Consider the following 25,774-nt stretch of genomic DNA (forward strand, 5'->3'; position numbering starts at 1 on the left):
GGGGGCTGCGGAGAAATCTGCGGAGGGTGTCACAACTTGCCACCCCGGGTGCCGTCCCGCCGCGCGGGCGCGATGAGGGTGGAGAGATACGGCAGGGGCGCCCCGTCGAGCTCGGCGGCGGGCCGAATGGACTCGGCGTCCAGCCCCAGCGCCGATCCCCATACGGCGTCCTCGATCCGCCCGGTCTCCCTGAGCACCTCGGCCACCTCGGCGGCCTGCCGCCCGAACTTGTAGGCGACGACGGTCCCGGGCCCGTTGAGGGCGTCCTTGAGCACGGCGGAACCGGCGGTCACGGGCACGAGCGTGAGCGGCTCGGTGCCCTCGGTCAGTACGGCCCCCGACCGCGCCGCGAGATCCTGCATGGCGGTGATCCCGGGCACGGTCTCGACGACGACGCCGGGCAGGAGCTCGCCGATGGTGTGGGCGAGATAGGTGAAGGTGGAGTAGACGTTGGGGTCGCCGATGGTCGCGAAGGCGACGGAGCCGTTGGCGCGCAACAACTGCGCGACCCTCTCACCGGCGGCGTCCCAGGCGGCCTCGCGGCGGCCGTGATCCGTGCGCTCGTTGAGGGCGAAGACGATGCGTACGACCTTCTCCTGCGGCACGTAGTGCAGCACGGTCGCCTCGGCCCGCCCCCGCTCACCCGTGTCCATGACCGGCACGACGACCACGTCGGCGGCGCGCAGGGCGTTGACGCCCTTGACGGTCACCAGCTCGGGATCCCCGGGTCCGACCCCGACCCCGATCAACCTGCTGCTGCTCATGACGTCCGGCACCTCTCCACGAACCGACGGGCGACACCGGGCTGCGAGGCCCAGTGCGTGTGCAGATAACTCGCGTGCACACCACGCTGTACAAATCCTTCGAGCCGCCGCCGGGGCACCCGCACACCCCACGCGGCCGCGTCCCCGGCCCCCGGCTCCACCACGGTCCGGTGGAACTCGTGCCCCCGCATCCGCGTCCCGGCGACGGCGAGCGAACTGTCGCTCACGGCGACGGCGTCGCGATACCCGAGGGTGAGCCTCTCCTCCATCCGCGCCGAGGCGTCGAGCACCCCGCACATCGGCTGCCCGTCGAGCTCACGGCACAGATACAGCAGCCCGGCACACTCGGCGGCGACGGGAGCGCCGGTCTCCGCGAGGGCCGCGACGGCTTTCCGCAACGGTTCGTTGGCGGACAGCTCGGCGGCGTAGACCTCAGGGAAACCGCCCCCGATGACCAGGCCGACGGTCCCGTCGGGCAGTTGCTCGTCCCGCAGCGGGTCGAAGGTGACGACCTCGGCTCCTGCGGCGGCGAGCAGTTCGGAGTGCTCGGCGTAGGAGAAGGTGAACGCGGGTCCGCCGGCGACCGCGATGACGGGAGTGCCTGGCTGCGGGCGTGAATTCAGCCCCTCCGGCGTTTGAGGAGCGGGGGTCCAGGGGGCGGAGCCCCCTGGGAGCGGGGTCGAAGCGGCGGCAGCCCCTGGGGATGGGAAGGGTAGGGGCGGCGGGGGCGAGGAAGCCACCACCTCAGCCGCATCCCACGCCGGACACGACAACGCCCCCGCACCCCGCGCCAGCGAAACCAGCCCATCGAGATCACACCCGGCACTGACCTGTTCCGCCATCGCGGCAACGGCGTCCACCGCCTCCCCCCGCCGCTCCGCAACCGGCACCAACCCCAGATGCCGGGAAGGCGTATCCACCTGAGCCGCCCGCCGCAGCACCCCGAACACCGGCACCCCGGCCGACTCCAGCGCCTCCCGCAGCAACGCCTCATGACGATCGGACGCGACCTTGTTGAGGATCACGCCCCCCACCCGCACCTCGGGATCCCACGACGCGAACCCGTGCACCAGCGCGGCGACGGACCGGGACTGCGACGAGGCGTCGACGACCAGCACCACCGGCGCCCGCAACAGTTTCGCCACATGCGCCGTGGACGCCAGCTCCCCTTCCCCCGCGGCCCCGTCGAACATCCCCATCACCCCCTCCACGACGGCGATGTCACACCCGCGCGCCCCGTGCAGGAACAGCGGAGCCACCAGCTCGGGACCGCACAGGTACGCGTCGAGATTCCGCCCCACCCGCCCGCTCGCGAGCGCGTGATACCCGGGATCGATGTAGTCCGGCCCCACCTTGTGCGGAGACACGGCGAGCCCCCGCGCGGCGAACGCGGCCATCAACCCCGTGGCAACGGTGGTCTTCCCGCTGCCGGACGACGGCGCGGCGATGACCAGCCGAGGGACGGAAGACGTCACCACTCGATGCCCCTCTGCCCCTTCTGCCCGGCGTCCATGGGGTGCTTCACCTTGGACATGTCGGTCACGAGATCGGCGAAGTCGACGAGCTTGTCGGGCGCGTTGCGCCCCGTGATGACCACGTGCTGGGTCCCGGGCCGATTCCCGAGCACGTCGAGAACCTCGTCCGTGTCCACCCACCCCCAGTGCATCGGGTAGGCGAACTCGTCGAGCACATACAGCTTGTACGTCTCGGCGGCGAGGTCCCGCTTGACCTGCTCCCAGCCCTCCCGGGCCTTCTCCTCGTTGTCCATCTGGGCATCGCGCTGCACCCAGGACCAGCCCTCGCCCATCTTGTGCCAGTCGACGGTCCCGCCCTCGCCGGACGCCCCCAGCACCCGCAGCGCGTTCTCCTCGCCGACCTTCCACTTCGCCGACTTGACGAACTGGAACACCCCGATGGGCCACCCCTGGTTCCAGGCCCGCAGGGCGAGCCCGAAGGCGGCGGTCGACTTGCCCTTGCCCACCCCGGTGTGCACGACCACCAACGGCCGATTACGACGCTGACGAGTCGTCAGCCCGTCGTCCGGCACCACACTCGGCTGTCCCTGCGGCATTACGCGGCCCTCCTCTGTACGTCCTTCACCAGTCCGGCGATCGAGTCGGCCCGCAACTCGTCCAACGTCACCGCGGTACCGCCCAGTTCGCCGGCGAGCTGCCCGGCCAGCCCCAGCCGTACGGGCCCGGACTCGCAGTCCACGACGACCGAGGCCACGCCCTCCGCGGCGAACAGCCGAGCCGCCCGCCCCGCCAGGGCGACCGGCTCGGGCCCTCCGGTGGCCCGCCCGTCCGTCACCACCACGACCAGCGCCCGCCGCGCGGGATCCCGCAGCCGCTCCACCCGCAGCACCTCATGGGCCCGCAGCAACCCCGCCGCGAGCGGAGTACGCCCACCGGTCGGCAGCGTCTCCAGCCGGGCCGCCGCCGCGTCCACTGACGACGTCGGCGGCAACGCGACCTCCGCCGCCGAACCCCGGAACGTCACCAGGCCCACCTTGTCCCGCCGCTGATACGCGTCGAGGAGGAGCGACAGCACGGCCCCCTTCACCGCGCTCATCCGCTGCCGGGCCGCCATCGACCCGGAGGCGTCGACGACGAACAGCACGAGATTGCCCTCGCGCCCCTCGCGCGTCGCCTGCCGCAGATCGTCCCGCCGGACCACGAGCCCGCGCCCCGACCGCCCCCGCGCCCGCTGATGCGGGGCGGCCGCCTGCACGGTGGCCGCCAGGTGCAGCTTGGTCAAAGCCCCTTGGGGCCGCCGCGCACCGGTCGTCCGCCCGTGCTCGGTCCGCGCCCGCGACCGCCGCCCGGCAGCGCCGTCGCCGAGCCCGGGCACGCTGAGCATCTTGGTGCGGAACGGCTCGGCAGCCCGTGCGGCGGCCTGCTCCCCGGAACCGGCCCCGGATGCTTGCGGCTCACCGCCGTCCCCGGCCTCCGGCTGCGCACCGGAATCCCCGTCGGCCTCGGGCCCGTCGGAGGAGGGCGGCTGCCCACCACCCCCACCGGGCCCGTCCGGGTCCGGCTCGTCATCGTCCCCGGAGTCCCCGGAGTCCCCCGAGTCCCCGGACCCGCTGAACTCCTCCAGCGTCTCGTCGAGCTTGTCCTCGTCGAGTCCCGGCGCGTCAAAGGGGTTACGGCGCCTGCGGTGCGGCAGCGCGAGCAGCGCGGCCTGCCGTACGTCCTCGGCGAGCACCTCGGTCCGCCCGGCCCACGCCGCGAGTGCGGTCGCCGTGCGCGCCATCACGATGTCGGCCCGCATGCCGTCCACCTCGAACGCGGCACAGGTCGCCGCGATCTGCCGGAGCGCCCCGTCGCCCAGCCGCACCGACGGCAACAACTCCTGCGCGGCGACGATGCGTTGCCGTACGGAGGCCTCCTCGTCCGCCCAACGGGCCGCGAACCCGGCCGGGTCGTCGTCGTAGGCGAGGCGCCGCCGCACGACCTCCACCCGCTGGTCCGGCTCCCGTGAGGCCGCGACCTCGACGGTCAGCCCGAACCGGTCGAGCAACTGCGGCCGCAGCTCGCCCTCTTCGGGGTTCATGGTGCCGACCAGCAGGAACTTCGAGGCGTGCCGCACGGAGACGCCCTCGCGCTCCACGTACGACGCCCCCATCGCGGCGGCGTCGAGGAGCAGGTCGACCAGGTGGTCGTGGAGGAGGTTGACCTCGTCGACGTAGAGGATCCCGCGGTGCGCGTCGGCGAGCAGGCCCGGCTCGAAGGCCTTCACACCCTCCGCGAGCGCCCGCTCGATGTCCAGGGCGCCGACGAGCCGGTCCTCGGAGGCGCCGACGGGGAGTTCGACCATGCGGGAGGGGCGCGTGCCGCCGTTGCCGGGCTCGTGCGGGCCGTCCGGGCAGGACGGGTCCGGCGCGGCGGGGTCACAGGAGAAACGGCAGCCGGGGACGACCGCGACCTCGGGCAGCAGAGCCGAGAGCGCGCGCACCGCCGTCGACTTGGCGGTGCCCTTCTCGCCGCGCACCAGCACTCCGCCGACCGCCGGTGAGACGGCGTTCAGCAGCAGCGCGAGCCGCAGGTCCTCCTGGCCGACGACGGCCGTGAACGGAAACGGGGTACTCACTTCTCGTCACCCTCCAAGTCGCCCTCGAGCTCCAGGTACGTGGCCCGCAGCCGCTCCAGCGTGTCCGCGTCCGGCTCGGCCCACAGGCCACGGTCGGCGGCCTCCAGGAGCCGTTCCGTGATGCCCCGCAGCGCCCAGGGGTTGGACTTCTTCATGAAGTCCCGGTTCTCCGCGTCGAAGACGTACTCCGCGCTGAGCTTCTCGTACATCCAGTCGTCGACCACGCCCGCCGTGGCGTCGTAGCCGAAGAGGTAGTCGACGGTCGCCGCCATCTCGAAGGCGCCCTTGTAGCCGTGCCGCCGCATCGCCGCCATCCAGCGCGGGTTGACCACCCGGGCCCGGAAGACCCGGTGGGTCTCCTCGCCCAGCGTCCGCGTCTTCACCTGGTCGGGCGTGGCCGAATCGCCCACGTACGCCTCGGGGTTGGCGCCCGTGAGGTGGCGCACCATCGCGACCATGCCGCCGTGGTACTGGAAGTAGTCGTCCGCGTCGACCAGGTCGTGCTCGCGGGTGTCGACGTTCTTCGCGGCGACGTTGATCCGCTTGAACGCCGTCTCCATGTCCCCGCGTGCCGCCCGCCCGTCGAGTCCGCGCCCGTAGGCGTAGCCGCCCCACACCGCGTACACCTCGGCGAGGTCGGCGTCCGAGCGCCAGTTGCGGGCGTCGATCAGCGGCAGAAGCCCGGCACCGTACGCCCCCGGCTTGGACCCGAAGATCCGGGCGGTCGCGCGCCGCCGGTCACCGTGCTCGACGGTGTCCTCGTCGGCGTGCGCCTTCACGAAGTTCCGGTCGGCGGGCTCGTCCAGTTCCGCCACCGTGCGGACGGCGTCGTCGATCAGCCCGACGACGTGCGGGAACGCGTCCCGGAAGAACCCGGAGATCCGGACGGTCACGTCGATGCGGGGCCGCCCGAGCTCCGCCAGGCCGATCACCTCGAAGCCGGTGACCCGCCGCGAGGCGTCGTCCCACACGGGACGGCAGCCGAGGAGCGACAGGATCTCGGCGATGTCGTCGCCCTGCGTGCGCATGGCCGACGTGCCCCAGACGGTCAGCCCCACCGACTTGGGGTACTCACCGGTGTCGGCCAGGTACCGCTGCACCAGGGAGTCGGCGAGCGCCTGTCCGACCTCCCAACTCAGCCTGGACGGGATGGCCTTGGGGTCGACGGAGTAGAAGTTCCGGCCGGTCGGCAGGACGTTGACGAGACCACGGGTCGGGGAGCCGGAAGGCCCCGCCGGGACGTAACCGCCGTCCAGGGCCTTGAGGATGTGCCCGATCTCGTCGGTCGTACGGGCCAGCCGGGGCACGACCTCCGTGCAGGCGAACTCCAACACCGCGACGGCCTCCGGGAGTTCGGTGCCGAGGACGTCACGGACCAGACCGGGTACGGCCGCCGCGTCCCAGGACACGGCCTCCATGCCCTCCGCGACCCGCCGGCACAGCTGCTCCAGCAGGTCGATCGCGTCGGCGGCCGTCCGCGCGGGACCCTCGACGAGGTCGGACAGCTCCACCGGAACCTTCAGCGGCGCCCCCGGCTCGGCGAGCAACTCCTTCTCCACCAGCCCGAAATGAGCCGCGAAGGAGGCGCGCAGCCCCGGCAGGGCGTTCGCCTGGCCGCCCCACACCTGCGAGGCGCGCAGCACGGCCAGCACGAGGTTGACGCGGGCCTCGTCGACCGGGCCGCCCCCGAGGATGTGCAGCCCGTCGCGGATCTGCACGTCCTTGATCTCGCACAGATAGCCGTCGATATGCATGACGAACTCGTCGAACGCCGTGTCGTCCGGCTGCTCGTCGACATGCAGGTCGTGGTGGAGCTCGGCCGCCTTGACCAGCGTCCAGATCTGGGCGCGCACGGCCGGGGCCTTGGTCGGATCGAGGTCGGAGACGAGCGCGTACTCGTCGAGCAGCTGCTCCAGCTTGGCGAGGTCCCCGTAGGTGTCGGCCCGCGCCATCGGCGGCACCAGGTGGTCGACGACGGTGGCGTGGCCGCGCCGCTTGGCCTGGGTGCCCTCGCCGGGGTCGTTGACGATGAAGGGGTAGATCAGCGGCAGTTCACCGAGCACCGCGTCCGGAGCACAGCCCCCGCTCAGGCCGAGGCCCTTGCCCGGCAGCCACTCCATCGTGCCGTGCTTGCCCATGTGGACGACCGCGTCGGCGCCGAAAGAGTGGTCCAGCCACCGGTACGCGGCCATGTAGTGGTGCGACGGCGGCATGTCCGGGTCGTGGTAGATCGCGATCGGGTTCTCCCCGAAACCGCGCGGCGGCTGGATCATCACGACGACGTTCCCGAACTGGAGGGAGGCCAGCACGATGTCGTCCCCGTCGACGTAGAGGGAGCCCGGCGGCTCGCCCCACGCGTCCAGCATGGCCTGGCGGAGCACCGGGTCCAGCTTGTCGAACCAGGCCCGGTAGTCGGCGAGCGGCACCCGCGCGGGCGCGGAGGCCAACTGGTCCTCGGTGAGCCACTCGACATCGTGACCGCCGGCCTCGATGAGCCGGTGGATGAGCTCGTCGCCGTTGTCGGGATACCCCTCGACGACGTACCCGGCATCCCGCAGCGCGTCCAGCACCCGTACCGCAGAGGCGGGCGTGTCCAGGCCCACAGCGTTGCCGACCCGGGAGTGCTTGGTCGGATACGCGGTGAAGACCAGCGCGAGCTTCTTCTCGGCGTTCGGCTTGTGCCTCAACTCCGCGTGCCGTACGGCGATCCCGGCGACCCGTGCGGCCCGCTCCGGGTCGGCCACGTACACCGGGACGTCATCGGGGCCCTGCTCCTTGAAGGAGAACGGCACGGTGATCAGCCGTCCGTCGAACTCCGGGATCGCCACCTGCATGGCCGCGTCCATGGGGGACAGGGCCGCGTCGGACTCGTCCCAGACCGCCCTGGACGTTGTCAGGCAGAGCCCTTGCAGCACGGGCACGTCGAGGTCGGCCAGCGCCCCGATGTCCCAGGCCTCCTCGTCACCGCCGGCCGAGGCCTGCGAGGCGTGGGTGCCGCCGGCGGCGAGGACGGTGGCGACGAGTGCGTCGGCCCGGGCGAGGATCTCGTAGAGCGCGGGGTCCGCCCCGCGCAGTGAACCGCAGTACACGGGCAGGGCGTTGGCGCCCTTAGCCTCGATCGCCTCGCACAGGGTGTCCACGAAGCCGGTGTTGCCGCTCAGCTCGTGGGCCCGGTAGAAGAGCACGCCGACGGTGGGGCGGCCTTCCACGAAAGGACGGTCGCCGTGGACGCCGTACTCCGGCATCTTCTGCGGCTCGACGAATCCCTCGCCGGTCAGCAGCACGGTGTCGGACAGGAACCGGGCGAGTTCCTCCAGGTTGGCGGGCCCGCCCTCGACGAGGTACTTGAGCGCCTCCGCGACCACACCAGCGGGCACGGACGACTCGGCCATCAACTCGGCGTCGGGAACGGCCTCTCCGCCCAGCAGCACGGTGGGGATGCCCGAAGCCTTGAGCGCGGCGAGTCCGTCCTCCCAGGCCCGCTTGCCGCCGAGCAGCCGTACGACGGCGATGTCCGCGCCCTCGATCAGCGCCGGCAGCTCCTGCGCGACATCGACCCGGGTCGGGTTCCCGATCCGGTACGAGGCGCCGGAAGCGGCCCGGGCCGCCAACAGGTCCGTGTCGGCGGTGGACAACAACAACACTGTGCTCATGCGGGCGCTCCCGGTGGAATGAAAGGCAGTCCTTGCGGCGCGCCGGACTCGATGAGCCGCCACAGCGCGTCCGTGTCCGCGTGCTGTTCGATCAGGTCGCCGAGCCGGTCCAGCTGCTCCTCGCGCAGCGCGGCGAACGACGTGTCGGGGGCCGGCACGAACCGGCGGCCCGCGGCGGCCGCCACCTCCCGCAGGAAGGCCCGCCGGAAGCCGTCCGACTCCAGCGAGCCGTGCCAGTGCGTGCCCCAGGTCTGGTCCACGCGGCAGCCGTCGAGGAAGGGGACGCCTCCGCCGACGTCGGCGACCCCGTGGTGGATCTCGTACCCCTCGACCGGCTCCCCGAGGGCTTCCCCCACCGGCCGGGTGAGGGTCTTCTCCCGCGCGAACCGCACCCGCACGGGCAGCACACCTAGACCGTCGACCGCGCCGGCGCGCGATTCGACCTCGTCCTCGATGTGCTCGCCGAGGATCTGGAACCCGCCGCAGATGCCGAGGACGGGCCGCTGTTCGGCGACCCTGCGCCCGATGGCCGCCGCGAGGCCCCGCTCCCGCAGCCACTGAAGTGCCTTGACGGTCCCACGGGTTCCCGGAATCACGACGAGGTCGGCGTCGGCCAGTTCCTCGGGCCGGTCCACGAACCGCACCACGACACCGGGTTCGGCGGCCAGGGCGTCGACGTCCGTGAAGTTGGACATCAGCGGGATCGCGCACACGGCGACCCGCAGCACGTCCTCCCCGAGGGGAGCAGCCGTGTTCGACTCCCGGACCGTCCCCCGCAGGGACACCCGCAGCCCGTCCTCCTCGTCGATCCCGAGGCCGTGCCGGAAGGGCAGCACGCCGTAGGTGTGCCGCCCGGTGAGTCCGTGGAGCATGTCGAGCCCGGGTTCCAGGAGGCTGACATCCCCCCGGAACTTGTTCACGAGGAACCCGGCGACGAGCTTCTGGTCCTCTTCCGAGAGCAGCGCGACGGTCCCGAAGAAGGAGGCGAAGACGCCCCCGCGGTCGATGTCGCCCACGACCAGCACGGGCAGCCCGGCGTTGCGGGCGATCCCCATGTTGACGATGTCGGTCCGCCGCAGGTTGATCTCGGCCGGGCTCCCGGCCCCCTCACAGATCACCGCGTCATACGTGCCCCGCAACTCGGCGAGACAGTCGAGCACGGTCCCGAGGAGCCGCTGCTGCCGCCCGCCGTGATAGCCCCGGGCGCTCAGTTCACCGACCGGCTTCCCGAGCAGCACGACCTGACTGCTCTGCTCGCCACCGGGCTTGAGCAGCACGGGATTCATCAGCGCGGTCGGCTCGATGCGGCAGGCCTGCGCCTGCATGGCCTGGGCCCGCCCGATCTCCGCGCCCTCCCGCGTCACGAACGAGTTGAGGGACATGTTCTGCGCCTTGAACGGCGCGACCTTGACCCCCTGTCGCACCAGCCACCGGCAGATCCCCGCGGTGACGACACTCTTGCCGGCGTCGGAGGTGGTACCGGCGACGAGAAGCCCTCCGCCACTCATGCGCTGCGCCCCTTCACGAAGGCCCGCGCGGCGACACCGACGCCGAGCGCGAGCAGCCCGACGCGCCGCGACAGCCGTGCGGCGCGCTCGATGTCGTACACGGCGACGGCGCGCCCCTTCTGATGGAGCAGCGGCCGGTGTTCGACCCGCCCCGCGTACGAGAGGATCCCCCCGAGCCGGACACCCAGCGCCCCCGCGAACGAGGCTTCGACGGGCCCGGCGTTGGGGCTCGGATGCCTGTGCGCATCCTCCCGCCAGGCCCGCACGGCACCCCGGGGATCGTCTCCGGCCACGGCGGCGAGTACGGCGGTGAGACGCGCCCCCGGCCACCCGGCGAGGTCGTCGAGCCGGGCGGAAGCCCACCCGAAACGCCGGTACCGGGGCGACTTGTGCCCCACCATGGCGTCCAGCGTGTTCACGGCCCGGAACGCGAGCAGCCCCGGCACCCCGCCGACGGCACCCCACACCAGCGCCCCCACGACGGCGTCGGAGGTGTTCTCGGCCACGGACTCCACGACCGCCCGGGCGATCCCGTCGGCGTCGAGGGCCTGCGGATCCCGCCCGCACAGATGGGGCAGCCGCTCCCGGGCCGCCTCGACGTCCCCCGCCTCCAGCGCCCGCCCGACGACCCGGGCCTCCCGTACGAGGGACGTCCCGCCCACGACAGCCCAGGTGGCGGCCCCGGTGAGCACGACGGAGGCGGTGCGGGACGGTCGTACGGCCCGCTCCGCGACGGCGCCGAGCGCCACCGCACCGCCCACGCACACGGCGGTGTGCAGCGCGCCCCACCCCCGGTGGTCCCGCCACAGCACCCGTTCCACGGCCCCGGCGGCCCGCCCGAACGCGGCGACCGGATGCCCGCGACGGGGGTCACCGAGCAGAAGGTCACCGATCAGACCGGCGGCGGCGCCGTACGCGAAAACGCGATCGGCACGCATCGGGTCAGCCGATCGCAGGGTCGTTCACGTACCGGGTACCGCTGGTGGATCGGCAGGCGAGCATCGCGTCATGTCCTCACTCAGGGTGTCCACGCCCTGGTTCGACGAGTCCGGCGGCGAGAGTTCCTGGCTCCCGGGGTTGTCTACCCCGGTGACAGTGGCGGGACCGCGCCGGATTCGCACCGGCTTCCTCTTCTGCCGCCGTAAATGGCTCCGGCAGTCCACCACGGGCCTTCGAGACCCGTCAACTTGTTGTTGACCTGCGGCGGGAGAGTGTGCAGAACCCCACATCGCCGGTCATGAAAGACGGCCGGGCGGGCACGGAACTGGAAGTTCCGTGCCCGCCCGGCCGTCGAGTGGCGGGGGGCCGTCAGGCCACGATCAGGCCACGATCAGAGAGATCCCGTACGCCACCGCCGCCGCGCACGCCGCGAAGCAGGCGTAGGCGCCGGTGACCGCGAGCGTGGCCGAGCCGCCCTGGGCCGTGGCCCGCTCCTGGCGGGACAGGCCCATGATGCCGAGGGTGAACAGGGCCACCAGGCCCACGGTGACGACGAGGCTGACGCCGAAGACGGAGCCGAGTGCTTCCCAGTCGATCTTCATGGTGAGGCTTCCTTAGGAGGGGGGCTCAGACGGCGGCCGGCGGGGCCGGTTCCGTCGCGGCGGCCGGGGCGGGGGCCGGAGCCGGGATCGTGGCGGTGAGGCCCTCGGTCACGGTGCCGGTGGGCGGCGGGGTCACGACGGCGATCGCCGTGGTCACCACGCCGGCCGGCTCGTCGGTGTGGTTGACGTTGGACGCGTCCACGACCTCGCGCCGCGAGATCTTCCAGATCGCCGCGCTGGAGGCGACGAGGAAGACCGCCACGAGCGCCGTACCCCAGTCGCCGAGGTTCGTGACCGACTCGGCCAGGGCGCCCACCAGGGCCGCCGCCGGGAGCGTCAGGCCCCAGGCCACGAACATCCGCGTGGCCGTCGACCAGCGGACGACCCCGCCCTTGCGGCCGAGGCCCGCGCCCATCACCGAACCGGAGACGGAGTGCGTGGTGGAGAGGGAGAACCCGAGGTGGGACGAGGCCAGGATGACGGTGGCCGCGCTGGTCTGTGCGGCGAAGCCCTGCTGCGGCTGAAGGTCGGTCAGGCCCTTGCCCATGGTGCGGATGATGCGCCAGCCGCCGAGGTAGGTGCCGAGCGCGATGGCGAGACCCGCGGAGAGGATGACCCAGGTGGGCGGGTCGGAGTCGGGGGCGACGACGCCGCCGGCGACGAGGGCGAGGGTGATGATGCCCATCGTCTTCTGCGCGTCGTTGGTGCCGTGGGCCAGCGAGACCAGGCCGGCCGAGGCGATCTGTCCGGTGCGGTAGCCCTTCGCGGCGGCCTTGCCGTCGGCCTTCTTGCCCAGCGTGTAGGAGAGCCGGGTGGCCAGCATGGCGGCGACGCCCGCGACGATCGGGGCGGCGACGGCGGGGATGAGGACCTTGGTGACGAGCGCGTCGCCGTGCACCGCGCCCATGCCCGCCGAGGCGATGGTGGCGCCGATCAGACCGCCCATCAGGGCGTGGGAGGAACTGGAGGGCAGACCCACCAGCCAGGTCAGCAGGTTCCAGAGGATCGCGCCGACCAGGGCGGCGAAGATGACCTCGGGACGGATGCCGGTCTCGTCGACGAGACCCTTGGAGATCGTGTTGGCGACCTCCACCGAGAGAAAGGCGCCCACAAGGTTCAGCACGGCGGACATGGCCACCGCGACCTTGGGCTTGAGCGCACCGGTCGAGATGGTGGTGGCCATCGCGTTGGCGGTGTCGTGAAAACCGTTCGTGAAATCGAACGCGAGTGCGGTGACGACCACAATCGCGAGGATCAGCGAGAAGTTTTCCATTTACCCAGGCAATCGTTCGAGGTCATTGGCAGATTGAACGTAGGTAACCTGGATGAACGGAAGGTGAACTGGGGCGGGCCGCACGGTGACCGGAATCTTCTGCTGTCCCCGCGTCGAACCCCGCGGCCCCCGCACGACCCGTACGCCCCACGGCTACGCCCCGGCGGCGAACCTGTTGAGCTGTCGAGCCGACCCGTTGAAGAGATTTTGGTCACCCGGCAGACTGGCCACCCACAGCGCGTGATTGCGGCGAAGGCGCCGCTGTGTAGATCACCGGCCGGCGCCCGGTCAGCCGCTTCGCCTCGCACACGGGTTGTATGCAATGTCCAGCGCCGGCGGCAGGGGCCAGCCGTCCGCGGACCAGGCACCGCCGTTGCGCACGAAGTACGCGGCCTGCGCAGGATGCCGGTAGACGAACCTGGCGCCCTTGACCAAGGCCTGCTGCCAGACCGGCCGGGGCCCGACCGGGCGAACGCCATGCCTCCCGCGCTGAGCATGACCACGGACAGGGCCACGGCGCGGGTTCGGTGCCGGGCAGCCTTGCGATCACGGGACAAAGAGGGGCGCACGCCCGGAAACGCGCCCTCCGGCGCCCCGCCTGGCAGGATCACGGCATGGCTGAGGAACGGCAGAAATCATCGGGCGAGGCGGACGCGTGGGGCGAGTTGGTCGACACGGCCCGCCGGACGGTCACCGACGGACTGGTCGTCGGCACCTCCGGCAACGTCTCGGTACGCGTAGGGGACACGGTCCTGGTCACCCCGTCCGGCGTCCCCTACGACCGCCTCACCCCGGACGACGTGACCGGCGTCGACCTGGAGGGCCGTCAGGTCCTGGGCACCCTGGTCCCCACGAGTGAACTCCCCATGCACCTGGCGGTCTACCGCAGTACCGACGCCCGCGCGATCGTGCACACCCACGCGGTGCACGCCACGGCCGTCTCCACGCTCGTGTCCGAACTCCCCCCGATCCACTACATGACCGGCGCCCTCGGCGGTCCCGTCCGGGTCGCCCCCTACGCCACCTACGGCACCGACGAGTTGGCCGAGAACATGCTCCACGCCCTCGCCGACCGCTCCGCCTGCCTCCTCCAGAACCACGGCACGATCACCTACGGCTCCACCCTCACCCAGGCCTACGACCGCACGGCCCAGCTGGAATGGATGTGCCACCTGTGGCTGACGGCCCGGTCGGTACCGGGCCTGACCCCGAACATCCTGACGGAGCGACAGGTCGAGGAGGCGGGGGAGCGGTTGCGGGGGTATGGGCAGCGGGGTTAGGGGGCGGGTGCGCCTACGGGGGGCGGGTGAGGTTGTCGGGCGGGTGCGGGCCGGTGGGGGCTGGTCGCGCAGTTCCCCGCGCCCCCAGGGGGTTGCAGTCACCTGTGCCAGGACGCCCACCCGGGCCGCCGCAGGCGTTCAGGGGCGCGGGGAACTGCGCAGAACGCCAGCCCCCACCGAACCCACACCCGCACAGGCACCCGCCCACTGGCCCCACCCCGCCTCCCCCGCGACACTGAAGACGTGCGCACTGTCAAAGCGACGGCCGCTGCCGTCACCGCAGCCCTGGCGGCCGGCGCAGCCGGAATCGTCGTCGGGAGGATCGCCAGCGACGCCGGACTGAAGGCGCCCGCGGGCCGCCCGCTGCCCGGCGAACCCCGGCTCACCGTCCACTCCACCGCAGCCGGCCGCATCGCCCTCACCCGCGACCTCGCCGCCCTCCGCCCCGGCACCTACGGCCTCGCCGGCGACGCCTCCCACGCCGTCGTGGGCCCCGTCCTCGCCACGGAACCGCACTCCGCCGACACCGTCGTCCGCCGCCTGGAACGCGTCACCCACGGCACCCTGAAACCCGGCGACAAGGTCTGGCTCACCCCGACCACGCACGTCGGTGACCCGAAGTCCGCCCTCGGCCTCGACCACACCGACATCGACATCCCCGGCGAACTCGGCTCCCTGCCCGCCTGGTTCGTGCCCGGCGCGAGGGACACCTGGGTCATCGCGGTGCACGGCCTCGGTGCGACCCGCGAACACGCCCTGAACATCATGGAGTTCCTGCACCGCCACCGCTTCCCGGTCCTCACCCCCGCCCACCGCGGCGACACCGGCGCGCCCCGCCCGCCGGACGGCCTGAACCACTTCGGCGAGACCGAGTGGCGCGACCTGGACGCGGCGATGCGCTACGCCGTCGACAACGGCGCCCGCCAACTCGTGCTGCACGGTTGGTCCACCGGCGCCACCATGGCCCTGCGCGCCGCCGCCCGCTCGGGCCTGCGCAACCACGTCAAGGGGCTCGTCCTGGACTCCCCGGTCCTCAGCTGGGAGCGGACCCTGCGCGCCCTCGCCACGGCCCGCCACACCCCCGGCGTCCTCCTGCCGCTCGCGGTGCGCGCGGCACAGGGCCGCACCGGCCTGTACGCGAACCAGGAGAACAGGACCGAGCACCGGACCGAAGACGTCGGCCCCGACCGGCCCCCACCGCCCACCCTGATCTTCCACGGCCCGGACGACCCGCTCGCCCCCTGGGACCTCTCCCGCCGTCTCGCCGCCACCCACCCCGACCGGATCACCCTCCACACGGTCCGCCAGGCCCCCCACGCGGCGATGTGGAACGCCGACCCGAGCGCCTACGAAGAGACACTGCGCCGTTTCCTCACCCCCCTGATGTGACCTCCGGGCGCCCCCGCCCCACAGGTTCCGTTTAAGCCCGTACCACTGGCCTGATCTCGGTGTATGCCCCTCCGCGTGGCCCCGGCGCCGGCCCTCCCCGGCGCCCGCGGTGACATTCCGTTTGGGTTTTCGGACCGTCAACCGGAAGACTGCACCCGTGACGTCCCGTATCCCGCGCGACTCCAGGCTCCGACTCGTCCGCCCGCGACCCCTGGCCGCCGCCCCCACAGCAGTGAACCAACGGCGCCCACGCCGCCCCGCGCCGCGCCCCCCGGAGGGCACACCGGCCCCGGCGGTACTGGCCAGAATGGCGCGCTCCGGTCTTGCCGACGCGGCCCGCGTGGCGCTCTGGGCCGACGGCGCCCTGGGCCCCGGCAGGGACGGTGCGGGCTCCGACGGCAACGGCACCCTCTCCGACGAATCCGCCGCTCTCGCGGCCGCCGACCTGGGTCTGACCGTGGCTCAGGTCCGCGCCGACTGGGACACCGCCCGCCTCGCCGGCCTCGTCGAGGTGCACGGGGACAGCGCCCGCCCGGGCTGGCGGCTGCGCGCCTGGGACCGCGACGACAGTGCCGTACTGCGCGGCTGGGTCGCCCTCTTCGACGCCTGGTCGCTCGCCTTCCCGGAGCCCGGCGACCGCGAGCCCGCCGCCGTCGCCGAGGTCGTCTCGGCCATGCCCCAGGTGCTCTCCTTCCTGCAGCTCTCCGCCGGCCCCGTGCCCGTCGAACAGCTCCTGGACCTCCTGGAGCAGCGCGTCACCGAACTGCGCACCGAGCGCTGCGAGATCCCCTACGGCCCGCAGCCGGAGCCCGTGGAGGAGCCCGAGGCGGCGAACACCCAGGACGCCCCCCTCGCCCCCCTCCTCGACTGGGCCCTGCGCGCCCTCGCCTCCGTCGGCGCCCTGACCTACGGCGACGGCCAGGCCACCCTCACCCCCCTCGGCAACTGGGCGGTGTGGGTCAAGCTGGAGCAGATCTGCGTCGCCGCGCAGAGCCCGGCCGGCAACATCGAGGTCGCCGCCGAGGAGATGCTGCGCGGCTGCGCCCAGCTGCGGCCCAACGCGGCCCGCGCCGAGTACCGCGCCTGGCTCGCCGCCCGCCCCGTGGGCAGCGCCGTCACCGAGCTGCTCGACGCCGCCCGTGGCGACGACGCCCTGCTGCGCGGCCTCGCCTTCGAGGCCCTGCGGGTGGTCGGCGCCCCCGCCGAGCCCGACGTGCGCTCCGTGGCCGACGAGCCCACCCTGCGGCCGTACGCCCTGCTGTGGCTGGCCGAGCACGACGGGATCGACCCCGAGGACGCCCACGAGGTCCTCACCCGGCAGGAGGCCACCTGGCTGTGGGTCGACACCGCGGCCGCCGTCGCCGACCACGGCGAGGCCCCAATGCTGGTGCGGCACCTGGAGTCCGCGCTCCAGCCGACCGTCCCTCAACTGCTCGACGAGGTGCGGGCGGTGGGCCACCCGCGCACCGTGCAGGTCCTGGTCGCCCTCGCCGCCGCGCACCCCGACCCGGCCCTCGCCAAGGCCGTCCGCCGCGCCGCCTTCCAGGTGCACACCGGAGGGTGAGTCAGGCGCGTATCTCCGGCGCGTACGTCCCGAAGCTCCACACATTGCCCTCGGCGTCCCGGGCCATGTAGTCACGGGAGCCGTAGTCCTGGTCCGTCGGGGGCATCAGGATCTCCGCGCCGTGCTCCACGGCGCGGCGGTGGTGCGCGTCGACGTCGTCCACGACGATGTACACCCCCACCGGGCCCGCGTCCTTCATCAGCTTGTCGTAGGCGCTGCCGGTGCCCTTCGAACCGAGCATCACCGCGCCGTTGCCCTGCACCAGCTCCGCGTGGGTCACCAGGCCGTCCTCGCCCTCGTACACCGCGAGCTCGGTGAAGCCGAAGGCCTCCGTCAGCTGCCTGATCGCCGCCTTCGCGTCCGCGTACAGCAGTGCCGGGTAGACGCTCGGTCGCCCACCGCTCGTGCCTGCCATGCCGATCACTCCCTTGTGACGAGACTGGCCAGAAGCCGCGAATCCCCTCTGGCGTCCAGTCTCGCAGCGGCCACTGACAACGGCCTGTCAGCAGGCAAAGGCCTCAGCGGAAGGTGTCGCAGCGTGCCATGTCGCCGGACTCGTAGCCCTGCCGGAACCAGCTCTGCCGCTGCTGCGCCGACCCGTGGGTCCACGACTCCGGTGTCACCCGCCCCTGGAACCGCTCCTGGATCCGGTCGTCGCCCACGGCCGCCGCCGCGTCCAGGCCGTCGGTGATGTCCGCGTCCGTGAGACGCGTGATGAGCGGCCGCCCCGTCGACTCGTCCTTCGTCGTGGTCGCGTGACGGGCCCACACCCCGGCGTAGCAGTCCGCCTGGAGCTCCACCCGCACCGCGTTGCTGTCCGCGCCGGTCCGCCCGTCCTGCGACCGGCTCAGCGTGCCCATCAGGTCCTGCACGTGATGTCCGTACTCGTGCGCCACCACGTACGCCTGCGCGAACGGCCCGCCACTGGCCCCGAACTTCGACCGCAGCTCGTCGAAGAACCCCAGATCGAGATAGACCCTCCGGTCGCCCGGGCAGTAGAACGGCCCGACCGCCGAGGTCGCCGACCCGCACGCGGTGCCGACCTGCTCACCGAAGAAGTACGTGGAGGAGCGGGTGTACGTGGCGCCACGCCGCTCGAACTCCTGGTCCCAGTAGTCCTGCACGCTGTTGACCACCGCCACGATCCGGCAGTCGTCGCGCGTGTTCGCGTCCTGCCCGGTCCGGCAGCTCCGCTGGACCTCGGAGAGGCCGGAGGCCGTGGCCGCGGGCTGTCCGCCGCCGTCGGTGAGCCCGAGCTGGTCGGGACCGACGCCGAGGAACAGCCCGAGGAGCAGGACGATCACTCCGCCGATGCCGCCCCCGATGGTCGCCCTGCCGCCCGGGATGCGGCTGCCGCGCACGTCCTGCACCTCGGAGGTGTCCAAACTGGCGTCGTCGTCGAACTGCATGCGGACACCGCCCTCTGCGCTCACCGGCCCCCCGCGGGGCATCCTCGACGGGACCGACCGGATACCCGGAGCGAGACCAACCGAACACCCGAACCCAGAAAAAGTGCTTGCACGCCCCCGTTAGACTTGGCCCATGGCCATTCTCCTCGCGCATTAGACGGCGGGAACGTCCTCAGCCGCCCACCCGTCAATCCCGAATCCGCCCTGGAGTCTGTCCGTGATCTCCGCCTCCGGTATCGAGCTGCGCGCCGGCGCCCGAGTCCTCATCGAGTCCGCCACCTTCCGTGTCGCCAAGGGCGACCGCATCGGCCTGGTCGGCCGCAACGGCGCGGGGAAGACCACCCTCACCAAGTGCCTGGCCGGCGAGGGCATCCCCGCCGCCGGCCAGATCACCCGCTCCGGCGAGGTCGGCTACCTCCCCCAGGACCCCCGCACCGGCGACCTCGACGTGCTCGCCCGCGACCGCATCCTCTCCGCGCGCGGCCTCGACGTCCTGCTGAAGAAGATGCGCGACAACGAACAGCGCATCGCCAACGGCCAGGGCGCCACCCGCGAGAAGGCGCTGCGGCAGTACGAGCGCCAGGAGACGGAGTTCCTCACCAAGGGCGGGTACTCCGCCGAGGCCGAGGCCGCCACCATCGCCGCCGCGCTGAACCTCCCCGACCGGGTGCTCGGCCAGCCGCTGCACACCCTCTCCGGTGGTCAGCGCCGCCGTATCGAACTGGCCCGGATCCTGTTCTCCGACGCCGACACCCTGCTCCTCGACGAGCCGACCAACCACCTCGACGCCGACTCGATCATCTGGCTGCGCGACTATCTCAAGACCTACCGCGGCGGCTTCATCGTGATCTCCCACGACGTCGACCTCGTCGAGACGGTCGTCAACAAGGTGTTCTACCTGGACGCCAACCGCGCCCAGATCGACGTCTACAACATGGGCTGGAAGCTCTACCAGCAGCAGCGCGAGGCCGACGAGAAGCGCCGCAAGCGCGAGCGGCAGAACGCCGAGAAGAAGGCCGCCGCCCTGCACTCGCAGGCCGACAAGATGCGCGCCAAGGCCACCAAGACGGTCGCCGCGCAGAACATGGCCAAGCGCGCCGACCGGCTGCTCGCCGGCCTCGACGCGGTGCGCCAGCAGGACAAGGTCGCCAAGCTGCGCTTCCCCGAGCCCGCGCCCTGCGGCAAGACCCCGCTCATGGCGGAGGGCCTGTCGAAGTCGTACGGCTCACTGGAGATCTTCACCGACGTCGACCTGGCCATCGACAAGGGCTCCCGCGTGGTCATCCTGGGCCTCAACGGCGCGGGCAAGACGACCCTGCTGCGCCTGCTCGCCGGGACCGAGCAGCCCGACACCGGCGCGGTCGTGCCGGGCCACGGCCTCAAGCTCGGCTACTACGCCCAGGAGCACGAGACCCTCGACCCGGAGCGCACGGTCCTGGAGAACATGCGCTCGGCGGCCCCCGACCTCGACCTCGTCGAGGTGCGCAAGACGCTCGGCTCGTTCCTGTTCTCCGGCGACGACGTCGACAAGCCGGCCGGCGTCCTGTCCGGCGGCGAGAAGACCCGGCTCGCGCTCGCCACCCTGGTCGTCTCCTCGGCGAACGTCCTGCTCCTCGACGAGCCCACCAACAACCTCGACCCGGCCAGCCGCGAGGAGATCCTCGGCGCGCTGCGCACCTACAAGGGCGCTGTCGTCCTGGTCACCCACGACGAGGGCGCCGTCGAGGCGCTCCAGCCGGAGCGGATCATCCTGCTGCCGGACGGCGTCGAGGACCTGTGGGGCGCCGATTACGCGGATCTCGTCGCCCTCGCCTGAGTGAGCGCCGCTTGATCGAAAGCGTGATCCATGGCGTGATCAACGGCGTATGGATCATTCGGCCCACCGGTGATCCACCATCTGTGTGAGATCTCCTCGTACCGAGGTGTGTCCTACATCGATTTCACGGCCGAGTCCTTTATCGACAAGGGCTCGGCCGTCGCACGTCTCTGACCTGGCACTTCACAAAGGAACCCGTTCGGCGGTACGAACGCGCCCGGGTGGAATCACAGATTCCGCATGTGGGGACCCGCTCCTGTCGTCAAAACCATGTCTTACGGACCTTGCCGAATGGGTGGCCATGAACGCTCGGAGGGGTGATCATGAGAGGACCAGAGCGCACTTCCCATGAGGAGGACCGGGTGGCCGAGACTCTGAAGAAGGGCAGCCGGGTAACCGGCGTCGCGCGCGACAAGCTCGCGGCAGACCTGAAGAAGAAGTACGACTCCGGTGCGAGCATTCGGGCGCTGGCCGAGGAAACCGGCCGCTCGTATGGCTTTGTGCACCGGATGCTCAGCGAATCGGGCGTCACGCTCCGTGGACGTGGCGGGGCGACGCGGGGCAAGAAGGCCGCGTCGTCCTGAGCCGGGCGGCCCATCGGCTTCGATGGTGGCCACCCGGTCGGTCGGTTGACCGACCGGGTGGTTACTGTGCAGTCACTTAGCTGTGCCGTCCTGCGGCACGGAGGATGACCGCACTCATCGGAGGCGCCCCATGGCGACGTCCAGCCAGGACAGCCAGGAACTCGTTCCCCTGCTCGACAAGGACGGCGTACGGCTCACCGTCGAGGACACCCTCGCCACGGTGACGCTGACCAACCCCGCCAAGCGCAACGCGCAGAGCCCCGCTCTGTGGCGGGCGCTCGCCGAGGCCGGCCGGCTGGTGCCGGGCTCCGTCCGGGTCGTGGTGCTGCGTGGCGAGGGCAAGTCCTTCTCCGCGGGGCTCGACCGGCAGATGTTCACGCCCGAGGGGATCGAGGGCGAGCCGTCGTTCATCGACCTCGCCCGCAGTGGTGACGCCGAACTCGACGCCGCCATCGCCCAGTTCCAGGAGGGCTTCACCTGGTGGCGGCGCAGTGACGTCGTGTCCATCGCCGCCGTCCAGGGGCATGCCATCGGGGCGGGCTTCCAGCTGGCCCTCGCCTGTGACCTGCGCGTCGTCGCCGACGACGTGCAGTTCGCCATGCGCGAGACCAGCCTTGGCCTGGTTCCCGACCTCACCGGCACCCACCCCCTGGTGGGCCTCGTCGGATACGCCCGGGCGCTGGAGATCTGCGCCACCGGGCGCTTTGTCACGGCCGAGGAGGCGGTGAACACCGGCCTCGCCAACCTCGCCGTACCTGTGGACCAGCTCGACGGCGCCGTGAAGGACCTGGCGGCCGCACTCCTGTCCGCCCCCCGCGACGCGGTCATCGAGACCAAGGCGCTGCTGCGCGGCGCCCAGGACCGCACCTACGACGAGCAGCGCGGAGCCGAGCGCGCGGCCCAGACCCGACGCCTGCGGGACCTCGCCGGAGTCGGCGAGTAGATCCGGTCGGCGAGTGGATCTAGACGAGGGCCGTCACCAGGACGGCCACCGTCGGAGCGTCCGACAGTGCCGCTCCCACGGCGGCGCGGACCTCCCGGGCCACGTCCAGGGCCCGGCGGTCCGCGCCCACCGCCAGTTCGACGCGGACGTGGCGGCGCGGCAGCGAGCCGTCCCCGCTCTCCCGGTCCTCGATGTGCACGGGCCGCCCCAGCAGACCGGTCAGCCCGACCACACCGGGCACCGCCAGCGCGGCGACCCCGGCCAGGGTCTCGTCGCCCGGCCCCGCCTCCGCGGGACGCGGCGGCTCGGGCGCCCGTACGGGGGAGCGTTCCGCGTCCTCGTCCAGCAGGGCCGTCACCCGCAGGTCCACCTCGCCGATCTCCAGCCCCAGCAGCTCCTTAGCCGCCCCGGCGAGTGCCGTGCGCAGCAGCTCCGCCGTCACCGGCAGCGGTTGTGCGGGCGTGGCCTCGAACTCGGCCGCGAGCCGCAGCGGGCCGGGCGGCAGCGCGCTCGGCGGGGCCGGGACGGCGGGCTCGTGCGTGTCCTCCGGACGGGCGAGCCCGAGGCGCACCGTGCCCAGCCGTACGCCCCGAAGGCCCTCGGCGGCGGCCCGCAGCACCGTCCGGGCCGCCTCCTCGGAGATCCACGCTCCGTCGCGCGGCCCGCCCAGGGGCAGCAGTCTGCCCAGCCGCAGCTGATGCCGCACCGTCCGTGCCCACTGCTCCGCCGTCATTCCTCCAGCCTGCCGCATCTCCGGCGCGCGATCGCGCCACCGCGCTTACGGTGGTCGAAGGAGGACGACCGAAAGGGGTGACGACGATGACCGACATGACGCAGAGCACCGAGGTGGAGCCGCAGGCGCAGCTTCACAAGACCACCAGGCGCGGCGGCGGCGACCCGGCGAACCGTGGGCGGACCACCATCGCCGACGGGGTCGTGGAGAAGATCGCCGGACTCGCGGCACGGGACGTCCTGGGCGTCCACGCCATGGGCAGCGGGCTGAGCCGCACCTTCGGGGCGGTACGGGACCGGGTGCCCGGCGGTTCGAAGTCCGCCACCCGCGGGGTCAAGGTCGAGGTCGGCGAGGTGCAGACCGCGCTCGACCTGGAGATCGTCGTCGACTACGGCGTCTCGATCGCGGACGTGGCCAAGGCGGTGCGGGAGAACGTCATCGCCGCGGTGGAGCGGATGACCGGCCTGGAGGTCGTCGAGGTCAATGTCGCGGTGAGCGATGTGAAGCTGCCCGACGAGGAGGACGAGGAGCCGGAGTCCCGGCTCCAGTAGCCCGCCCACAGCTTGAGGGACCTTTAGGGAGCGCACGATGAGCATGGCCGTGGTCGGCATGATCGCCGGCATGGCGCTGGGCTTCGCGGGGTATTTCGGCGGGTTCGGCGCCTTCCTGCTGGTGGCGGCGCTGGGCGCCATCGGCTTCGTCGTCGGCCGGTTCCTGGAGGGGGACCTGGAGATCGGCGATCTCTTCCGCACCCGTGACGAGCGTCGCGACCGGCGGCGATGACGTCCGTGAGCAGCGAGGCCGGCGCGGCGGACGCGCTCAGCGGACCCCTCACCACGACCGCCGTTCCCCCCGGTGACCGAGGGGCGACGAGGATCGCCGACCGGGTGGTCGCGAAGGTCGCGGGACAGGCGGCCCGCGAGGCGCTCGGAAAACTCCCCGCCGCGGCGGAACCCCCCTACGCCACCGTCCTGGTCCACCACGGAAACGCCCGGATCCGTATGCACCTCGAACTCGACTACCCCTGCGACATCGGCGCGCGATGCCGTCAGGTGCGTCAGCACGTGGTCGAGCGGGTAGTCGCGTTGGTGGGCATGGAGGTGTCGGAGGTCGCCGTCCAGGTGGAGCGGCTGTATCCGGCACAGCCGTACGGCGCGGCACAGGGGAGGACGCGATGAGCGAGCCCCAGGGCTCGGAAGGCACCACACGACGACTGCCGGTCATCGAGCGGGCGGCGGAACCGGACCGGCGCGACCAGGCCGCGTACGGACCACCGCACGTCCCGGACGCCGGGACGGGCGGCGGTGAACGGCGCTTCTGGTCGGCGCGCAGGGTTCCGGCCGCCCTCGTCGCGCTGCTGCTCCTGCTCGGCGCGGGCATCTTCCTGTACGACATCGCGGCCGTCCGGGCCCATCGGCCGGCCATGCACTGGCGCCGCGAACTCTCCCGGCAGCTCGCCGCACGCCCCCTGGACGACACCTGGGTCCTGATCGGCGCCGGTGTGGCCGCGGCCCTGGGCCTGTGGCTGATCGTCCTGGCCGCCACACCGGGTCTGCGCCGCGTCCTCCCGATGCGCCGCACCCACCCCGACGTCCGCGCCGGCCTCCACCGGGACGCGGCCGCCATGGTCCTGCGCGACCGGGCCATGGAGGTGGCAGGCGTCCAGTCCGCACGTGTACGGGTGAAGCGGACGAAGGCCGACGTCCGCGCGGTGTCCCACTTCCGTGAACTGGACGACGTACGCGACGACCTGGACGCGACCCTCACCGAGGCGATCAGGGGACTGGGCCTGGCCCGGCCCCCCGCCCTGTCGGTGCACGTGACGCGGACGACCCGGAAGAAGGGCTGAGGCCGATGCTCAGGACCGTCAACCGCGTACTGCTCGCCCTGGTGGGCCTGGTCCTGCTCGTCGTCGGCGGCTCGGTACTCGCCGTGGGCCTCGGCCTCGACCCGCCCTCCTGGTGGATCCACGACGGCAGGAAGGATGTCCTGCTGAGCGACGCGGAGCGCACCCGCTGGGACGGCGAGGGCTGGTGGTGGCCCACGGTCATCGCCGCACTGGCACTCGTCGTGCTGCTGACCCTGTGGTGGCTGACGGCGGTACTGCGCAGGCGCCGGCTCGCGGAGGTCCGGGTCAACACCGGCGACGGCGAGGGCGCGCTGCTGAGGGGGCGGGCCCTGGAGGCCGTACTCGAAGGCGACGCAGCCGAGTTGGACGGCGTCCAGCGGGCCCACGCCCACCTGACCGGCCGCCCGGACGCTCCCGGGGCCCGCGTGCGACTCCTGCTGGAACCCCACGTGGACCCGGGAACGGCCCTGCATCACCTGACGGCCGGGGCCCTGGACCACGCCCGCACTTCGGCAGGCCTCGCGTCACTGCCGGCCGAGGTCCGCATGACCGGTGTCAAGCACAAGGCGGAAAGGGTCAGTTGAGGGCCCGCAGCCCGCAACTAGAAGCCGCCCGCAACTAGAACCCGTGCCGCATGCCCCCGTCGACGGGCAGCATGACCCCGGTCAGATAGGAAGCGGCCCGCGACAGGAGGAAGGCCGCCACCCGCCCGAACTCCTCGGGCGTCCCGTACCGCCGCAACGGAATCCGGGACTCGTTCGCGGTCCGAGTGGCCTCCGGATCGGCCGACATCCCGTCCAGCTCGCGCACGCGATCCGTGTCGATACGCGACGGCAGCAGCCCCACCACCCGGATCCCGCGCGGCCCCAGCTCATCGGCGAGGGACTTCGCGAACCCGGCGAGGCCGGGCCGCAGCCCGTTCGAAATGGTCAGCCCCGGGATCGGCTCGTGCACGGACGCGGAGAGCACGAACCCGATGACACCCCCGGCTTCCAGCTCCGCCGCGGCCGCCCGAGCCAGCCGGACCGCCCCCAGGAACACGGACTCGAACGCGGACTGCCACTGCTCGTCCGTGTTGTCGGCGACGAAACCGGGCGGGGGCCCGCCCACGCTGATCAGCACCCCGTGGAAGCCCCCGAAGTGCTCCCGCGCGGTGGCGATCAACCGCTCCGGCGCCGAGGCGTCGGCGTTGTCGACGGCCACCCCCACCGCGTCCGGCCCCAACTCCGCCGCCGCGGCGAGCGCGCCCTTCTCGTCCCGCCCGGTCACCACGACCTTCGCCCCGTCCGCGACCAGCGAACGCGCGGCCGCGTTGCCGAGTCCACGGGTCGCTCCGGTGACGACGTACACACGGTCCTTCAGTCCAAGATCCATGG

Annotated in this window: 24 protein-coding genes and 1 riboswitch; of the genes, 11 read left to right on the top strand and 13 right to left on the bottom strand. The window is 72.3% G+C overall.

Features of this window, described 5'->3' with window-relative positions; translation table 11 throughout:
* Positions 1–29: 29 nt before the first annotated feature.
* The 9 genes from cobI to ACGFWE_RS37445 all read right to left on the bottom strand — a co-directional run bounded on the left by cobI (position 30) and on the right by ACGFWE_RS37445 (position 12,831).
* Positions 30–776 (bottom strand): precorrin-2 C(20)-methyltransferase, encoded by a 747-nt coding sequence (gene cobI, locus ACGFWE_RS37405; RefSeq protein ID WP_393604616.1) that lies wholly within the window; start codon positions 774–776, stop codon positions 30–32.
* Positions 761–2,239: a cobyrinate a,c-diamide synthase gene (locus ACGFWE_RS37410; protein ID WP_393604618.1), complete on the bottom strand. Its 1,479-nt coding sequence runs from the start codon at positions 2,237–2,239 to the stop codon at positions 761–763. Before ACGFWE_RS37410 ends, cobI begins: the two co-directional genes overlap by 16 nt.
* Positions 2,236–2,835 carry a cob(I)yrinic acid a,c-diamide adenosyltransferase gene (gene cobO, locus ACGFWE_RS37415; protein ID WP_352390456.1) on the bottom strand — a complete coding sequence of 200 codons (600 nt, stop codon included), beginning with the start codon at positions 2,833–2,835 and terminating at the stop codon, positions 2,236–2,238. The genes ACGFWE_RS37410 and cobO overlap by 4 nt, the downstream gene beginning before the upstream one ends.
* Positions 2,835–4,856 (bottom strand): putative cobaltochelatase, encoded by a 2,022-nt coding sequence (locus ACGFWE_RS37420; RefSeq protein WP_393604620.1) that lies wholly within the window; start codon positions 4,854–4,856, stop codon positions 2,835–2,837. Before ACGFWE_RS37420 ends, cobO begins: the two co-directional genes overlap by 1 nt.
* Positions 4,853–8,509 carry a cobaltochelatase subunit CobN gene (cobN, locus tag ACGFWE_RS37425; RefSeq protein ID WP_393604622.1) on the bottom strand — a complete coding sequence of 1,219 codons (3,657 nt, stop codon included), beginning with the start codon at positions 8,507–8,509 and terminating at the stop codon, positions 4,853–4,855. The genes ACGFWE_RS37420 and cobN overlap by 4 nt, the downstream gene beginning before the upstream one ends.
* A complete protein-coding gene (locus tag ACGFWE_RS37430) occupies positions 8,506–10,017 on the bottom strand; it encodes a cobyric acid synthase (protein ID WP_352390453.1) in 1,512 nt (503 codons plus the stop codon). The genes cobN and ACGFWE_RS37430 overlap by 4 nt, the downstream gene beginning before the upstream one ends.
* Positions 10,014–10,955, bottom strand: coding sequence for a cobalamin biosynthesis protein (locus tag ACGFWE_RS37435; RefSeq protein WP_352390452.1), 942 nt, complete (start codon positions 10,953–10,955; stop codon positions 10,014–10,016). The genes ACGFWE_RS37430 and ACGFWE_RS37435 overlap by 4 nt, the downstream gene beginning before the upstream one ends.
* Before the next feature lie 97 nt (positions 10,956–11,052).
* Positions 11,053–11,196, bottom strand: a riboswitch (cobalamin riboswitch).
* 140 nt (positions 11,197–11,336) lie between these two features.
* Positions 11,337–11,558, bottom strand: a complete 222-nt coding sequence (locus ACGFWE_RS37440; protein ID WP_352390451.1) for a hypothetical protein — start codon at positions 11,556–11,558, stop codon at positions 11,337–11,339.
* A 25-nt stretch (positions 11,559–11,583) separates the two neighbouring features.
* The gene (locus ACGFWE_RS37445) at positions 11,584–12,831 is read right to left on the bottom strand and encodes an anion permease (protein ID WP_393604625.1); all 1,248 of its coding nucleotides are present in this window, start codon (positions 12,829–12,831) and stop codon (positions 11,584–11,586) included.
* Between the two features lie 614 nt (positions 12,832–13,445).
* Between ACGFWE_RS37445 and ACGFWE_RS37450 the strand changes: the two genes are divergently transcribed.
* The 3 genes from ACGFWE_RS37450 to ACGFWE_RS37460 all read left to right on the top strand — a co-directional run bounded on the left by ACGFWE_RS37450 (position 13,446) and on the right by ACGFWE_RS37460 (position 17,064).
* Entirely contained in the window at positions 13,446–14,111 is a 666-nt protein-coding gene (locus tag ACGFWE_RS37450) for a class II aldolase/adducin family protein (RefSeq protein ID WP_393604627.1), read from the top strand.
* 243 nt (positions 14,112–14,354) lie between these two features.
* A complete protein-coding gene (locus tag ACGFWE_RS37455; RefSeq protein ID WP_393604629.1) occupies positions 14,355–15,500 on the top strand; it encodes an alpha/beta hydrolase in 1,146 nt (381 codons plus the stop codon).
* A gap of 157 nt (positions 15,501–15,657) precedes the next feature.
* Entirely contained in the window at positions 15,658–17,064 is a 1,407-nt protein-coding gene (locus tag ACGFWE_RS37460) for a hypothetical protein (protein ID WP_393604631.1), read from the top strand.
* 1 nt (position 17,065) lies between these two features.
* On the opposite strand, the gene ACGFWE_RS37465 is transcribed toward ACGFWE_RS37460, so the two are convergent.
* On the bottom strand, positions 17,066–17,479 hold the full coding sequence (locus ACGFWE_RS37465; protein ID WP_393604632.1) for a VOC family protein: 414 nt from the start codon (positions 17,477–17,479) through the stop codon (positions 17,066–17,068).
* 103 nt (positions 17,480–17,582) lie between these two features.
* Complete coding sequence (locus ACGFWE_RS37470) at positions 17,583–18,473, bottom strand: neutral zinc metallopeptidase (RefSeq protein ID WP_393604634.1); 891 nt, start codon at positions 18,471–18,473, stop codon at positions 17,583–17,585.
* 217 nt (positions 18,474–18,690) lie between these two features.
* Here ACGFWE_RS37470 and ACGFWE_RS37475 point away from each other — a divergent pair, with 217 nt between their 5' ends.
* The 3 genes from ACGFWE_RS37475 (at position 18,691) to ACGFWE_RS37485 (ending at position 21,816) form a co-directional block, all read left to right on the top strand.
* A complete protein-coding gene (locus tag ACGFWE_RS37475) occupies positions 18,691–20,289 on the top strand; it encodes an ABC-F family ATP-binding cassette domain-containing protein (protein ID WP_352390444.1) in 1,599 nt (532 codons plus the stop codon).
* A 362-nt stretch (positions 20,290–20,651) separates the two neighbouring features.
* Entirely contained in the window at positions 20,652–20,873 is a 222-nt protein-coding gene (locus ACGFWE_RS37480; RefSeq protein WP_280887789.1) for a helix-turn-helix domain-containing protein, read from the top strand.
* 130 nt (positions 20,874–21,003) lie between these two features.
* Complete coding sequence (locus tag ACGFWE_RS37485; RefSeq protein ID WP_352390443.1) at positions 21,004–21,816, top strand: enoyl-CoA hydratase/isomerase family protein; 813 nt, start codon at positions 21,004–21,006, stop codon at positions 21,814–21,816.
* 19 nt (positions 21,817–21,835) lie between these two features.
* Here ACGFWE_RS37485 and ACGFWE_RS37490 read toward each other — a convergent pair whose 3' ends face one another.
* Entirely contained in the window at positions 21,836–22,549 is a 714-nt protein-coding gene (locus ACGFWE_RS37490) for a nucleopolyhedrovirus P10 family protein (protein ID WP_352390442.1), read from the bottom strand.
* A gap of 86 nt (positions 22,550–22,635) precedes the next feature.
* On the opposite strand from ACGFWE_RS37490, the gene ACGFWE_RS37495 reads away from it, so the two are divergent.
* Genes ACGFWE_RS37495 through amaP form a run of 5 tightly spaced genes read left to right on the top strand, consistent with a single transcriptional unit; the run spans position 22,636 to position 24,982 of the window.
* Entirely contained in the window at positions 22,636–23,100 is a 465-nt protein-coding gene (locus ACGFWE_RS37495) for an Asp23/Gls24 family envelope stress response protein (protein ID WP_352390441.1), read from the top strand.
* 37 nt (positions 23,101–23,137) lie between these two features.
* Positions 23,138–23,332: a hypothetical protein gene (locus ACGFWE_RS37500; protein WP_059206289.1), complete on the top strand. Its 195-nt coding sequence runs from the start codon at positions 23,138–23,140 to the stop codon at positions 23,330–23,332.
* A complete protein-coding gene (locus ACGFWE_RS37505; protein ID WP_352390440.1) occupies positions 23,329–23,727 on the top strand; it encodes a hypothetical protein in 399 nt (132 codons plus the stop codon). Before ACGFWE_RS37500 ends, ACGFWE_RS37505 begins: the two co-directional genes overlap by 4 nt.
* A complete protein-coding gene (locus ACGFWE_RS37510; protein WP_393604638.1) occupies positions 23,724–24,398 on the top strand; it encodes a DUF6286 domain-containing protein in 675 nt (224 codons plus the stop codon). Before ACGFWE_RS37505 ends, ACGFWE_RS37510 begins: the two co-directional genes overlap by 4 nt.
* Positions 24,399–24,403: 5 nt before the next feature.
* Positions 24,404–24,982: an alkaline shock response membrane anchor protein AmaP gene (gene amaP / locus ACGFWE_RS37515; protein ID WP_393604640.1), complete on the top strand. Its 579-nt coding sequence runs from the start codon at positions 24,404–24,406 to the stop codon at positions 24,980–24,982.
* 34 nt (positions 24,983–25,016) lie between these two features.
* Here the strand turns inward: amaP and ACGFWE_RS37520 are convergent, their stop codons facing one another.
* The gene (locus ACGFWE_RS37520; protein WP_393604642.1) at positions 25,017–25,772 is read right to left on the bottom strand and encodes an SDR family oxidoreductase; all 756 of its coding nucleotides are present in this window, start codon (positions 25,770–25,772) and stop codon (positions 25,017–25,019) included.
* Positions 25,773–25,774: the final 2 nt, after the last annotated feature.

The organism is Streptomyces sp. NPDC048523, from assembly GCF_043199815.1.
In the GTDB taxonomy this organism is placed as follows: domain Bacteria; phylum Actinomycetota; class Actinomycetes; order Streptomycetales; family Streptomycetaceae; genus Streptomyces.

What these genes read in the sequence shown, in the direction of transcription:
- cobO (WP_352390456.1), bottom strand. Translation starts at nt 2,835, where the DNA reads ATGCCGCAGGGACAGCCGAGTGTGGTGCCGGACGACGGGCTGACGACT.
- cobN (WP_393604622.1), bottom strand. Translation starts at nt 8,509, where the DNA reads ATGAGCACAGTGTTGTTGTTGTCCACCGCCGACACGGACCTGTTGGCG.
- ACGFWE_RS37430 (WP_352390453.1), bottom strand. Translation starts at nt 10,017, where the DNA reads ATGAGTGGCGGAGGGCTTCTCGTCGCCGGTACCACCTCCGACGCCGGC.
- ACGFWE_RS37435 (WP_352390452.1), bottom strand. Translation starts at nt 10,955, where the DNA reads ATGCGTGCCGATCGCGTTTTCGCGTACGGCGCCGCCGCCGGTCTGATC.
- ACGFWE_RS37440 (WP_352390451.1), bottom strand. Translation starts at nt 11,558, where the DNA reads ATGAAGATCGACTGGGAAGCACTCGGCTCCGTCTTCGGCGTCAGCCTC.
- ACGFWE_RS37445 (WP_393604625.1), bottom strand. Translation starts at nt 12,831, where the DNA reads ATGGAAAACTTCTCGCTGATCCTCGCGATTGTGGTCGTCACCGCACTC.
- ACGFWE_RS37450 (WP_393604627.1), top strand. Translation starts at nt 13,446, where the DNA reads ATGGCTGAGGAACGGCAGAAATCATCGGGCGAGGCGGACGCGTGGGGC.
- ACGFWE_RS37465 (WP_393604632.1), bottom strand. Translation starts at nt 17,479, where the DNA reads ATGGCAGGCACGAGCGGTGGGCGACCGAGCGTCTACCCGGCACTGCTG.
- ACGFWE_RS37470 (WP_393604634.1), bottom strand. Translation starts at nt 18,473, where the DNA reads ATGCAGTTCGACGACGACGCCAGTTTGGACACCTCCGAGGTGCAGGAC.
- ACGFWE_RS37485 (WP_352390443.1), top strand. Translation starts at nt 21,004, where the DNA reads ATGGCGACGTCCAGCCAGGACAGCCAGGAACTCGTTCCCCTGCTCGAC.
- ACGFWE_RS37490 (WP_352390442.1), bottom strand. Translation starts at nt 22,549, where the DNA reads ATGACGGCGGAGCAGTGGGCACGGACGGTGCGGCATCAGCTGCGGCTG.
- ACGFWE_RS37495 (WP_352390441.1), top strand. Translation starts at nt 22,636, where the DNA reads ATGACCGACATGACGCAGAGCACCGAGGTGGAGCCGCAGGCGCAGCTT.
- ACGFWE_RS37500 (WP_059206289.1), top strand. Translation starts at nt 23,138, where the DNA reads ATGAGCATGGCCGTGGTCGGCATGATCGCCGGCATGGCGCTGGGCTTC.
- ACGFWE_RS37505 (WP_352390440.1), top strand. Translation starts at nt 23,329, where the DNA reads ATGACGTCCGTGAGCAGCGAGGCCGGCGCGGCGGACGCGCTCAGCGGA.
- ACGFWE_RS37510 (WP_393604638.1), top strand. Translation starts at nt 23,724, where the DNA reads ATGAGCGAGCCCCAGGGCTCGGAAGGCACCACACGACGACTGCCGGTC.
- amaP (WP_393604640.1), top strand. Translation starts at nt 24,404, where the DNA reads ATGCTCAGGACCGTCAACCGCGTACTGCTCGCCCTGGTGGGCCTGGTC.
- ACGFWE_RS37520 (WP_393604642.1), bottom strand. Translation starts at nt 25,772, where the DNA reads ATGGATCTTGGACTGAAGGACCGTGTGTACGTCGTCACCGGAGCGACC.